A 12,989-nucleotide genomic window follows, 5' to 3' on the forward strand; every position below is an offset into this window, starting at 1 on the left:
AAAAAAGGCACGTAGAAAGAATCCTCCTTTCTACGTGCCTTTTGCTGTAATCACACTGCTTGCAAAAGCCTTACTTCGCTTCATTTTCTGCAATGATGTCCGTTACCTTCATCAAGCGAGTCAATGTTGCTCGTTCGTCTTCTGCCAGATTGCTTTCGATGTATTGAATGGTTTCTGTCAGCTTGGGAATCGTCATATACTCTAACGCATTGACTCTTCGTCTCGTCCGTTCGATCTCATTGGCCATCAGTTGACAGGTTTTCTCGATCTCGGCCAACTGCAGCATCACTGGCAGCATTTGATCCAGATGGGACAACGAGAGATCCAGCTCACTGGTGGTACTCACAAAACCGTAGGAAAAATCATCATCCGAGCTTTCTTCTTCGTAAACAGGGTTCAACACTGGCACATCCATATTCATGATGGTTCGGCTTTGCACATCTAAGGTCACTTTATTCAAAGGGATCATAAAGGCTTCTTGCAAAACGACATCGGGAATACTACTAGAAGCCAGCACATACTCTTCCATTCCTGCTTGCAATGCGGTCTCCATCTTTTTACGAAGTTCCTGGTTTTTCTTTACTAGCTGAATGAACTGACGTACTAGCTCATCTTGCTTGTCTTTCAATAATTTGTGACCACGGGTTGCCGTCGTCAGCCGCTTTTTCAAACGACTTAGTTCCATCCGTGTCGGATTGACATTTAAGATCGCCATTAAGAACTCACATCCTCGTCCGTTGGGTAATAGGCGTCGATAAATTCTTCTTTGATACGGCTCAACTCTTGTTTTGGCAAGGTAGCTAATAGCTTCCAGCCTAAATCTAACGTTTCTTCAATCGTCCGATTGGTTTCAAATCCTTGATTGACGTACTCTTTTTCAAAAAGATCAGCAAAGCGCGCGTACTTTTTATCAAGGTCAGATAAGGCAGACTCCCCTAAAACGATCGATAGCTCTTTGGCAGCTTTCCCATCGGAATAGGCGGCATAGATTTGATTCATCGTTGCCGCATGATCGGCACGGGTCTTACCTTCTCCCGTTCCTTTGTCCTTCAACCGTGAAAGACTTGGTAAAATATCCACTGGCGGGTTGATATTGCGCTTGTAAAGGTCCCGCGACAAAATAATTTGTCCTTCTGTGATATAGCCGGTCAAATCAGGAATCGGGTGGGTTTTATCGCCATCTGGCATCGTTAAGATCGGTATTTGTGTGACCGATCCTTCTTTGCCCATCAAACGTCCTGCCCGTTCATACAGCGTCGCTAAATTGGTGTATAGATACCCTGGATAGCCGCGACGTCCCGGAACTTCTCGGCGGGCAGCGGAGATTTCTCGCAACGCTTCACAGTAATTCGTCATATCAGTCATGATCACTAAGACGTGCATGCCTTTTTCAAAAGCCAAATACTCTGCTGCGGTCAATGCCATCTTAGGTGTAGCGATCCGTTCGATTGCTGGATCATTGGCAAGGTTCATAAACAAAACAGAACGATCTAACGCACCGGTTTTGCGGAATTCATCCACGAAAAATTCAGCTTCTTCAAAAGGGATCCCAATTGCTGCGAAGACGATCGCGAAATTGCCTTCTTGGCTAGGTACTGTTGCTTGTCGTGCGATTTGAGCAGCGATCTCTTTATGAGGCAAACCAGACGCAGAAAAGATTGGTAGTTTTTGTCCTCGAACTAATGTATTTAAATGATCGATCGTTGAGATCCCCGTTTGGATAAATTCATCTGGGAAGTCCCGCGCCATCGGATTGATGGCTTCACCGTTTACATCGATGCGTTTTTCTGGCAAGATTCTCGGGCCATTATCTTTTGGTTTTCCTAAACCGTCAAACACCCGACCCATCATATCTAGAGAAACTCCTAGAGTCAAACCAGTACCTAGAAACCTTGCTTTGCTTTCTTCTGCACTCAAATTACTGGTACCTTCAAAGACTTGGACAACAGCATTGTCATCACTGACTTCCAGTACTTGTCCTTGACGGATCTCGCCTGTGTCCATGCGGACCTCAACGAGTTCGTCGAATTTCACGCCTCGAACATTTTCGACCACCATTAAGGGGCCAGCAATTTCGGAAACTGTACGATATTCTTTTAACATCAATGAACACCTCCAGTTTCAATGATTCGTTGTAACATTTCTTTGATGTCATGCTTGATCGTATCCAAGCGAGTCAATTCTTCTTCAGGAATGTATTTGCTGCGGGCGATGCGCTCACGCAGATCGACCGTTCCTTTAGTGATCTCATCTAAGTAAGCACCTAGCTGCAATGCACGCTGTGCTTGTTCATTAAAGTAGAGAATATTTTCCAGCATTTTGAACTGCTTGTTGCGGGAAGTGTACGTATCAACGTCATCGAAGGCGTTTTGCTGCAAGTAGTCTTGTCTTAAAGAACGAGCAGTCATCATCGTCAAGCGGTCTTTCTGGGAAAGAGAGTCCATCCCTACTAGCTGAACGATTTCTTCTAATCGGCTTTCCTCTTGGAGAATCGCCATTGATTCATTGACTAGCTCCGACCAGCGATCACCTAATAATTGATCCAAATAAGAATTGATTTGATCCTCATAAAGGGAATAGGAATTCATCCAGTTGATGGATGGAAAATGCCGCTTTTGCGCCAACATACTATCCAATGCCCAAAAGACTTTCACGATTCGCAAGGTATTTTGAGTGACCGGTTCTGAGATGTCTCCTCCAGCAGGTGAAACCGCACCAATTGCGGTAATGCTTCCTTCCCGAGGTTGCGTGCCTAATGAATGGAAACGCCCTGCTCGCTCATAGTATTCCGCAATTCGACTTCCAAGGTAAGCCGGATAGCCTTCATCTCCTGGGATCTCTTGCAAGCGTCCACTCATTTCCCGCAGTGCTTCTGCCCAACGAGAAGTTGAATCTGCCATGATGGCAACACTATAGCCCATGTCACGGTAATATTCCGCGATCGTGATTCCTGTATAGATCGAGGCTTCCCGAGCAGCAACTGGCATATTCGACGTATTGGCGATCAATACCGTTCGTTCCATGATCGACTTGCCGGTATTCGGATCGATCAACTCAGGAAATTCGTTCATGACATCCCGCATTTCGTTGCCCCGCTCACCGCAACCGACATAGACCACGATATCCACATCTGACCATTTAGCGATCTGATGCTGAACGACTGTTTTTCCAGCACCAAAAGGTCCAGGAACAGCAGCTGATCCGCCTTTTGCCACTGGAAAATAGGTGTCGATGACTCGCTGTCCAGTGACTAGCGGTTCGCCTGGATTTAATTTAGCAGTAACTGGCCGCGGTTGACGCACTGGCCATTTCTGAACCATCGTCAAGGTTTTTTCACCATCGATGGTTTCTAAAACACAGATCACTTCAGTAATCGCAAAATTTCCCACCATGATTTCTTTGACGGTTCCTTCATAGTTTGGTGGCACCATGATCTTATGCTCGATCACCGAAGTTTCTTGTACTGAACCTAAAATATCACCGGCTTGTACAGTATCGCCGACTTGTACTTGTGGGACGAAGGTCCATTTCTTTTGGCGATTCAGTGGATCGATGGTGACCCCCCGCTCCAAAAAATCACTCTCTGTTTGCGACATAAATGTATCTAATGGTCGTTGGATCCCATCAAACATCTGAGTCAACAAACCTGGTGCTAGTTCGACAGACAATGGTGCGCCTGTCGTTTCTACGGGCTCGCCTGGTCCGATCCCCGCTGTTTCTTCATATACTTGGATCGAAACCAGCCCTTTTTTGATCTCAATGATCTCACCGATAAGGCCCTTGTCACTGACTTTGCAGATTTCGTGGATTTTTGCGCCACTTAATCCTGAGGCGGTGACCAGTGGTCCCGATACTTTTTCAATTGTGCCAAATGCCACATTTATTCCTCCTAGCTGGCTGACTTGTCTGTTATGAATCTAATATATTCATTCCTACCGCTTTTTCCACATTTTGCTGAATGCGTGCCATGCCGATCCCTAAACTACCCGTACTACTTGGAATCGGAATGATCGCTGGTGTCGGTACTTCTTCGTAACGACGAACGATCGGTTCTAATTGCTCGATCAACCGCTCGGTCAAAAAGATCACACCATACGCTTCAGCCATCTCTTCTAATTGTTGGGCGGCTTCATCCAAATCGCTGACTGGAAAGATATCGATCCCCAGCCCTTTGAAAGGCAAGATCGAGTTCTTACCACCCATCATTGCTATTTTTTTATGCATAACTATCACGCACCCGACTTCTTAAAATCTCTTCTGGCACCTTATTGATTTTACCAATCAAGAGAATACGCAAATTCTTGCTTTCAATTTCCTTGGCATACAGATACCCTGCCAATGCTGACGGCCCAAAAGGCACGATTTTTTGTTCTTTGAGCTTCGCCATTAGAAAATTGTCTTTGCGTATATCAAAGGTATTCAAGGTCTTCTTTTCTACCAATTCTTCATAACTATGATTGATCAGCTCTTTATAAGGGGTTCCTTGCAAGTATCCCACAAACGCCTCAAGAGAAGTCGTGATTTCTGCTAACAACTCACTTGCAGGTAAATTCCCATGGTCGGCTAAAACTGCGCTGATAAAGCCGCGCTTGCGTTTCATCGCGTAACTGCGCAACGTTGTTGAAATATTGAAGATATCGATTTGACGGCGAATCAAGCTTTGCAGCAACTCGTCTTGGTATTCTTTACCGATCGTCCATAATTGCTCCCAATAATGGTTGTCAAAGATGATATCGATGGACTGGACTTCATGATAGTTCTCAATATAAGAAAAGACTTCTTCCACACAGGCAACCATTTCTTGCGCGACCTGAGTACTTTTTCTGGTCTTGACCAGATCTTTAAGGACGGAAAGTGGCTGGGTGCCGATTGGGACGAGATACGCCGAAAAATCTTCTTGCATATACGCCGCTTTTACTAAAACTTTCAGATTTTGATAGTCATATTTCAAAGCAAAGAAATCAACGATCGCTTTTTCTGGTGTCAACTGATACATCGTTTCGTATACCCGTTTCAACTCAGCCATCAGGACTTGTTCAAAATCGTGTACACGATCATCTTCATTGATGAAGTCACCATAAACCGTTTCTTGCAGCATCCCATAGATTTCCTCTGCGCTGGCAGCTGAGAGCATTCGCTCATAGCGACTACGATCGAATAATTGCGATTCATACGTCCGAATTCTCGTATTCAACGTATTATATTTGATGTCATTCATCTGTTTGCACCTGCTTACTGTTCAAAAATCAATTGCAGTAACGTATTGCTTAACTCTTCTTTGTTGGCTTCTAGTAGCGCATCAAAGGTAAAATTCAACTCAATTGCTTCTTGTCGCAACAAAAAGCCACCCTTGCGAGGAATCGTCTTATTTACCAGTTTCAGCTGAACCTCAGGGACCGATGCTTGCAACTTAGTAAGGAATTCCTCATCTACAAAATGACGGGACTTCTCACCTAAAAGCAACTCGACCTCACCAGTTAACCGTGCATTCGCCAAGCCTTTCGCGATAAACGTATAAAATGCTGCCTGATCCATCGTGTTCAAACGGGTCAGAGCCTCAGAAAACAGCTCATCTAAGACGGACTGCTTTGCTGCCAAGACCTTGTTTCTTGATTGGATATGCACATCTGAGATTTCCAAATACATCGCAGCACGTTTTTCTTTTTCATAAAAAGCTAACCGTTCATTAAGCTCTTTTTCTAACTGTGCTCGTTTTAAATTTTCTTGGTTTTCACTTTCTTTTTGTGCTTCTTTGATTTGAAGCTGGTATTTCTTTTCCGCATCAGCGGTTATTTTGTCGGTTAAACGTGTAATATCAGACATTCACTTTTCCCTCCTCTTAATTCAAGACAAGCAAGAAGGAAATCACGAACCCTAAAATACAATACGTTTCCATCATCGCTACCAAGATAATTCCTTTGGTCACATGTTCTGGTTTTTTTGCTAAAATCTGCATCGCAGCACTTGCGGCACGTCCTTGCCATTTACCGGCGATAATTGCTGTTAACGCGATCGGTAATGAAGCGATAAACAAATACAACCCGCGATCGAATGAGATCGAACCACTGATCTGACCAAAAATCATAAAGGAGATTACAAAGCCGTATAGCCCCTGGGTACTAGAAAGCAATTCCAAAATCAACGCTTGCCCGAATTTCTCTGGCTGCTCTGAGATCAAGCCTGATGCTGCTTCACTGGTCATCCCCACACCGATCGTTGATCCGATACCACCACAAATCGTTGCGGTCGCTACACCTAAAGCTGCAAAAACAATTCCACCATTTTCGTAAAAGAAACTAATCCAATTTTCCATTATTATCCTCCTGTAACTTTTCTTCTGAGATGATCTCTACATAATTTTCATTTGATTTGAACGGGTCAAAGGCACGTCCGCCCCCCGTAAAGAATTTTCCGAAATACTCTAAATACTGCAAGCGGATACCATGAACATACGCACTAAGGTAACTTAAGAAAATATTCAGGCCATGTAGCGCCACAAATAATAAGATACCGACGGTAAACCGGGCTGCTGGCGGCAAGTAGCTAATGATCAAGTTGAAGGCTGAGGCGATACTTCCGCCGGCAACCCCTAACGCCATCAGACGGGTGTAACTGATCAAGTCACCAACATAGTTGGTCACATCCATCAATCCGTACAATCCAGAACCGATTTTTCCTGCCAACGTTTTTCCTTCTAAACTGCCTCCGATTGCCACTGCTAAAAGACTGGCAGCGATCATTACGATCCCAATCGTTTGTAACGGGGTGTCAGGGAAAAGCAGCATTCCTGCGGCGACAAAAACGACACTGATCAAAAAGACGATCCACGAACCGGCTTGGAACATCGCAGCCAGTTTCTGGTCTTTTTTCTTCCATAAAATATAGAATTTCAGCGCCAAGCCAAACATGATCTGAATGTACCCAAAGATCACGGATAAGACTAAGATCTGATTGACATCATCCTGGGCAGACAACAGTTGGAATGAGAATTCAAATCCAAAGAAGTTGCCATAGATCAAGCCCCAAATAATCGTAGGGATTGAGCACAACTGAAAGAGGGTCAAATTTTGTTCCAGCCCTTTGCTGAGGTGGAACAGCTTTTTCCCCAGGAATGTCGCCAGAAACAAGAGCAACCCATAGCCAAAATCGGCAACCATCATCCCGAATGCCACCATGTAAAAAGGCGCCATAAATGGTGTCGGATCTAACTCGTCATATTGCGGCAAGCTGTACATCCGAACAAGTCCTTCAAAAGGTTTGATCCAACGTGCGTTTTCTAATAAAATCGGCACATCAGCCAGCTCTTTTTCCGTCACTTCTTGGTATTCGAGGTAATAGTTATCCGTGGTCCCTTTTTTGATACGTTTTTCTAATTCGGCCGCCCCATCAACAGGAACCCAGCCAGAAATCGATACCGCATGAGTCGAACGCAAAAGCATTTTACTGCTTTTTAAGCGGGTGATCGCTCCATCTAAATACTCGGCAACGATCCGCAAGGTTTCTTGCTCTTTTGTCATCGCACCAAGAGAAGCTTTGATTTCTTTTTCTTCATCAATTAGACGTTGGGATTTTTCTTTCATCGTTTGCAGATCTTCTTCTGGAATCCCCTCATAAGGGTAGATGTATTGCTCGAAGGCTGCTTTCTTTAGAAGAGTAGTTACTTTTTCTTTTACATCTTTATGGAAAAGTACCAATAAGTAAGTTGTCGTTTGTGATTGATAAATGGTTTCGACATAGACAAGCGGCAGCTTTTCACTGTTGGTCGTAAAGTCAGCCATTTCAGAAGTAGGAATCGATCCTAACAAGCCACCTGATTTTTTTAATTCTTTTAAAACAGCTGGTCGTTCTTTGAAATACTTCCAGATCGACAGTTCTGCTTCTTGTGCTAATACATCGCGTTTTTCTTGATCAATCAAGCGAAGACGTTTGTCTTGTTTACGAAGGGTTTGGCATAATTCTTGCCAAGGATAGGTGTGGGCTGTTTCAGCCAATTCTTGAAGGGTATATTTTTTGATTGGTTGCCGCAGTTGTGCCAGCATTCCTTTTTTGGGTACATATTCTTCTAAAAAATTTAAGCTCCAGTTGACTTGACCAAACTGGTTCTCCATTTCTTCTTCAGACTGTTCCTCGCGAACCGGTGTCAAAACACCCGTCGTTTCTTCAGAATCATAATATTTTTCCGAAGAAAGCAGTTCTACGCCTTGAAAGTCTTGCAGCTGCTCTAAAACAGCTTCTTTCTGATCGTAAAAGGTCAACAGACTGAACTTTTGCATTTTTGCAATTGCCATTTATGTCACAACCTTATTTATTATTATTGCTAATGCTTCTTCTTTCAATTCATTAGGGATCGTTCGCAGTGTTTCCACTTCTGCTTGGGTCTTAGCCAAGAGCGGTTCCTTAGACTGTACCAACTCAGCTGCAATTTTTTGGTTGATTGCTTCTTTTTGTTGGGCTTCTTTTTCTGCCAACTCTTTTTTAAACGCCTTCAACCGTTCTTCTCTTGCTTGTGCCAATTGTTTTTTTTCTGCTTCTGCTTCTTTATTTTTATTTTCCGCAAATTGCTCTGCTTCTTGTAATAATCGAATGGCATCTACTGTCATTTTCTCACCTGCTTTCACTTTTTTTCCGCAAAAAAAACCACTACAAATCAAGCATATGGCATTCGCTGATCGTAGGGTGTCAAAAATCAATAAGTGGCAAATACCTTCACCTATTTCCGTTTTCTAATATAACCGTAACATAAATTTTGCGATAGAACAAGGTTCCTAGCGTTTTTTTATAGTCTTTACATATAAAAGTCACAAAAATTACACATTTTCACAAAAAGAAATCCTTTTCATTTTATTGGGGGTTAAATGATGACAAAAAAGAAAGATTAGAAACAAAATGATGTTTCAAATCTTTCTTTTAGATTTTTCTCGTCTTTTTCTTAACTTAAATACTCCTAAAGAAAAGGCAAGTATTTAAAATAACAAATAATTGTCCTACTCACGTATAAACGGCATACTCATACAGCGGGGGCCCCCGCGTCCGCGAACCAATTCGCTGCCCGAGATTTCATTCAAAATGACTCCTGCCTCTTTTAACAGCCCATTGGTAATGGTGTTGCGGTCATAGACCACGACTTCTCCAGGTGCAATCGCCAAGGTATTAGACCCATCATTCCATTGCTCTCTAGCTGCCGCTGCTAAATCGTCGCCACCACAGCGGATCAAGTGGACTTCAGGCAAATCTAAATAACGGCAAAGAATGTTTTCCAATGTATCTTTTTCCTCATATACTCGCACACCGTCCTTGTGTTTAGTGATTGAATACAGCGAAAGTTCTCCCTCGATTTCTGGATGGATCGTGAACTTATCATGATCCACCATCGTGAAAACCGTATCTAAATGCATAAATTTTCGTTCCTCGCCGATATTAAATGCCAAGATATGTTCGAAACTCGGTTCTGTGGCAAAAATCGTTTCGGCAATTTTTTCAATTGAGGCAACTTCTGTTCGTTGAGAGATCCCGATCGCCACGATTTTATCTGATAAAATCAGCTGATCCCCGCCTTCCATCCGCGTCGTTTCGTCCCGATGATACAAAAAGTTCGTCTCATTGCGGGCAAACATCGGATGGTGCGTAAAAATTTGTTTTCCGTAGAGGGTTTCCCGTCTTCTCGTTGCAGAATACATTCGATTCAAGGAAACACTGTGACCAATCGTAGCAAACGGATCTCGCGTGAAATACAAGTTTGGCATTGGATCGATCAAGAAAGGATATTCTGTTTCAACAATTGCCGTTAAGTTACTGGCTTTTGAAATTTCTACCTCACTTTTTTTCAAGCCCGCCATCGTATGATCGATAAAGGCGCGATTGTCTTTAATCGACAGGAAAAAGTTGCGCACTTCGTTGCGAATCTCTTCATCAAGGATCGTTGTTTCATTTAAATAGTCTTCTAAAAAGGCCTCTTTGGCACCAGTTGTTGTCAATGTTTCAGCAGCTAGATCCTCCAAATAAAGGACTTCCACCCCTTTGCTTCTTAACGTATCCGCAAAAAAATCATGTTCTTTTTGCGCTTGGGTTAAAAAAGGAATATCATCAAACAACAATCGATCAAGATAATCCGGCATCAAGTTTTCTAATTCTGCGCCTGGACGATGCAGCAGCACCCGTTTTAAAGGGGCAATCTCAGAAAAAATCTGTATTGGCTGGTTCATGAACTTGTCTCTCCTTCTTGGCAATTTTGTTGAATAACTTATGTCATTCATTTTTTTGATTCCTCATCACATAATTATTCATTTCTTTGACTCATCGTGTTTTTTCTACTCGTGATTCAAAGTTTTTTTGGATCCTATAGTTATAAACATGCATTTTAGCAAAAAGAAACCCCCGATAAAAAAACAACTATCTGAGAATATAGATTCTAGATACTTTAATTTACCGCCTTTTTCAATTGTATATTTTTGTTAAAAAAACAGCAAGGCAAAAGAACTGATGGACGATAGTCCTAGCTGCGAAACAAGATTGAATTATTTTTGTTTTTTTGGATCATTTCATGATTTTCAAATGATACCGCTATCAAACAGATAAATATTTGCTATGATTCAAGTATCTTGATGCTAAAGAAACGTCTATAAAGGAGCGATTTGATGAAAACGCAACGTCAACTTTACTATGGTGCCGACTACAATCCTGAACAATGGTCTAAAGAAGTCATTCTTGAAGATATGCGCTTAATGAAAGAAGCAGGTGTGAACTATGTAAGTATCAATATTTTTGGCTGGGTCAATCTGCAGCCAGATGAATCCACCTATGATTTTGATTTTCTGGACTGGTTGATGGATCTTTTATATGAAAACAATATCATGATCGACCTAGCCAATGGAACGGCTTCGCCTCCCGCTTGGCTTGTTCAAAAACATCCTGAGATGCTGCCTGTGACCATTCATGGCAATCGACTGGTTCATGGGGCGCGCCAGCACTACTGTCCGACTTCCCCTATCTATCGTCAATATGCCACCGATTTGTCAGAAGCAGTCGCAAACCGTTATGCCAATCATCCAGGGCTAGTCATGTGGCATATCAATAATGAATATACCTGTCACATCCACGAGTGTTATTGCGATCATTGTCGGAAAAGATTTCAGACATGGTTAGCAGAGAAATATCAGACCATCGCTGGATTGAATGATGCGTGGTCAACCAAGTTTTGGAGTCAATCCTATGGCAGCTGGGACGAAATTTTTCTACCTGAAGCGATGCCGACCTTCAAAAATCCTGCGCAGCAGTTAGACTATCGCCGTTTTCTTTCCGACATGAATCTGGAGCTCTATCAACTCGAAAAGGCGGCGATCGCAAAATATTCACAAGGCATCCCTTACATGACCAATCTTATGGGCTTGCACAAATACGTGGATGGGTTTAAATGGGCACCCGAAATGGATGTAGTCAGCTGGAATTCGTACCCGAATCCCTTTGAAAAGATCCCTTACCCGCAATTTCTTGCTAACGATCTAACTCGTAGTTTAAAGAAAAAGCCTTTTTTGATCATGGAACAAGCCACCAGCGCCGTTAATTGGCGGCAAATCAATGGTGCCAAGATACCCAACCAGCTGCGTCTTTGGAGTTATGAAGCGCTCGCTCATGGCGCTGATGGCATAATGTTCTTCCAATGGCGGCAGTCTCGTGGCGGTGCGGAAAAATTTCATAGTGCGATGGTGCCTCACGGAGATCCTCATTCAAGCCGTATCTTTCGTGAATGTGCGCAATTAGGTAACGAATTTTCGCAACTGTCGGATATTGTTGGGACGCGCTTTTTGGCTGATGTCGCGGTTGTCTTTGACTGGGAAAATTGGTGGGCGCTGGAATTGGATGCCAAACCAAGCACCTTAAAGTACATTCATCAGTTACGCAGCCTGTATGCCGCGCTAAGGGCGTTAAATTTGAGCGTAGACTTTGTCCATCCTTCCGAATCCCTAGACGGCTATCCTTTAGTGATCGCTCCGAATCTCTATTCAGCACCAGAAGCCTTCGGTAAGAAAATCAATGATTACGTGCGACAAGGCGGCATCTTCTTGACGAATTTTTTTAGTGGGATCGTCAATGAATATGACCAAGTCTATCTTGGGGGCTATCCAGGACTGTTTAGGGACACCTTAGGGATCATTGTAGAAGAGTTTTACCCAATGAAAGCAGCTATCCATCACCAAATTGACTTCCAAGGTCGTCGGTACGACAATTCTCTATGGGAGGAAGTCATTCATCTAAATGGTGCGAAAGCTTTGGCAACCTTCCAATCCGGTTATTTGTCCGATAAGCCAGCCATTACTATGAATCAGATCGACGATGGGTATGCGTATTACGTGGGAACAGAATTGTCTCTTGAAGGGCTAACTACATTTTTAGCGACCATTCTGGAAAATCATAAATTAGCGACTCATGCCCAGCACTTCTTGGCTGCTCCTACTGAAGTCTCCGTTACCTGTCGCAAAGGTGCTGGCTATACACTCGTCTTTCTCTTAAACCATACGGAGCAGACAACCAAAGTGAAGCTGAAAGCCCCTGGAGCAGACCTTCTAACCAAAGAAACCAGACAGTTGGTAGTTCTGAAACCAAAAGAAGTCGCAGTTCTTAAGTATGTTGATTGATCTAAGGAAAAAGAACCTCCATGAAGCGATCGCTTCATGGAGGTTCTTTAATAGACGTTACTAGATTCAGGGAGAGTCATTAGACTAGCGATAGGCATTTTCTAAATAAGAGGCTATCTTTTGTCTTCGCTCTCCATCTCTTTTTTCTGAATAGTGATACTCTGGATTAGTCCAATGGGATTTGTCGTACAACCAAACAGGCATTTTTTTCGCTTCGTCGGTTTCCCATTCATAACGGGGAAACAAATGTGCATGAAGAAAGTTATCGGTATTTCCCAATAGTTCATAATTGATTCTCAATGGAGAACAAGCTTGTATTATAGCATCTCCTAAAAGAGTCATATCAGTTAAGAAAAT

General features: G+C 43.0%; 12 protein-coding genes (1 of these 12 only partly in view). 1 reads left to right on the forward strand and 11 read right to left on the reverse strand.

Features of this window, described 5'->3' with window-relative positions; genetic code table 11:
* Positions 1 to 70 precede the first annotated feature (70 nt).
* The 10 genes from IGJ44_RS11435 to arcA form a co-directional block, all read right to left on the reverse strand.
* Positions 71 to 715, reverse strand: a complete 645-nt coding sequence (locus IGJ44_RS11435) for a V-type ATP synthase subunit D (RefSeq protein ID WP_005229243.1) — start codon at positions 713 to 715, stop codon at positions 71 to 73.
* Complete coding sequence (locus IGJ44_RS11440) at positions 715 to 2,103, reverse strand: V-type ATP synthase subunit B (protein WP_005237151.1); 1,389 nt, start codon at positions 2,101 to 2,103, stop codon at positions 715 to 717. The genes IGJ44_RS11435 and IGJ44_RS11440 overlap by 1 nt, the downstream gene beginning before the upstream one ends.
* Positions 2,103 to 3,878, reverse strand: coding sequence for a V-type ATP synthase subunit A (locus IGJ44_RS11445; protein ID WP_074536689.1), 1,776 nt, complete (start codon positions 3,876 to 3,878; stop codon positions 2,103 to 2,105). The genes IGJ44_RS11440 and IGJ44_RS11445 overlap by 1 nt, the downstream gene beginning before the upstream one ends.
* 31 nt (positions 3,879 to 3,909) lie before the next feature.
* The gene (locus IGJ44_RS11450; RefSeq protein ID WP_005229240.1) at positions 3,910 to 4,224 is read right to left on the reverse strand and encodes a V-type ATP synthase subunit F; all 315 of its coding nucleotides are present in this window, start codon (positions 4,222 to 4,224) and stop codon (positions 3,910 to 3,912) included.
* Positions 4,217 to 5,218: a V-type ATP synthase subunit C gene (locus IGJ44_RS11455; RefSeq protein WP_005229238.1), complete on the reverse strand. Its 1,002-nt coding sequence runs from the start codon at positions 5,216 to 5,218 to the stop codon at positions 4,217 to 4,219. The genes IGJ44_RS11450 and IGJ44_RS11455 overlap by 8 nt, the downstream gene beginning before the upstream one ends.
* Positions 5,219 to 5,232: 14 nt before the next feature.
* On the reverse strand, positions 5,233 to 5,823 hold the full coding sequence (locus IGJ44_RS11460; RefSeq protein ID WP_005229237.1) for a V-type ATP synthase subunit E: 591 nt from the start codon (positions 5,821 to 5,823) through the stop codon (positions 5,233 to 5,235).
* Positions 5,824 to 5,839: 16 nt separating this feature from the next.
* A complete protein-coding gene (locus tag IGJ44_RS11465) occupies positions 5,840 to 6,313 on the reverse strand; it encodes a V-type ATP synthase subunit K (RefSeq protein ID WP_005229236.1) in 474 nt (157 codons plus the stop codon).
* Complete coding sequence (locus IGJ44_RS11470) at positions 6,297 to 8,288, reverse strand: V-type ATP synthase subunit I (protein WP_015510091.1); 1,992 nt, start codon at positions 8,286 to 8,288, stop codon at positions 6,297 to 6,299. The genes IGJ44_RS11465 and IGJ44_RS11470 overlap by 17 nt, the downstream gene beginning before the upstream one ends.
* On the reverse strand, positions 8,289 to 8,600 hold the full coding sequence (locus IGJ44_RS11475; RefSeq protein ID WP_015510092.1) for a hypothetical protein: 312 nt from the start codon (positions 8,598 to 8,600) through the stop codon (positions 8,289 to 8,291).
* 384 nt (positions 8,601 to 8,984) lie between these two features.
* Complete coding sequence (arcA, locus tag IGJ44_RS11480) at positions 8,985 to 10,202, reverse strand: arginine deiminase (RefSeq protein WP_010749205.1); 1,218 nt, start codon at positions 10,200 to 10,202, stop codon at positions 8,985 to 8,987.
* A 432-nt stretch (positions 10,203 to 10,634) separates the two neighbouring features.
* Here arcA and IGJ44_RS11485 point away from each other — a divergent pair, with 432 nt between their 5' ends.
* Positions 10,635 to 12,632: a beta-galactosidase gene (locus IGJ44_RS11485; RefSeq protein ID WP_270266871.1), complete on the forward strand. Its 1,998-nt coding sequence runs from the start codon at positions 10,635 to 10,637 to the stop codon at positions 12,630 to 12,632.
* 84 nt (positions 12,633 to 12,716) lie between these two features.
* Here IGJ44_RS11485 and IGJ44_RS11490 read toward each other — a convergent pair whose 3' ends face one another.
* A protein-coding gene (locus tag IGJ44_RS11490) for an HIT family protein (RefSeq protein ID WP_205821324.1) crosses the window boundary here: on the reverse strand, positions 12,717 to 12,989 show its 3' portion. The gene runs 180 nt beyond the window's last position; the window shows 273 of its 453 coding nt (coding positions 181-453); its start codon lies off the right edge, out of view; it ends in the stop codon at positions 12,717 to 12,719.

The sequence above is a fragment of the Enterococcus sp. DIV1368d genome (assembly GCF_050542975.1).
In the GTDB taxonomy this organism is placed as follows: domain Bacteria; phylum Bacillota; class Bacilli; order Lactobacillales; family Enterococcaceae; genus Enterococcus_D; species Enterococcus_D casseliflavus.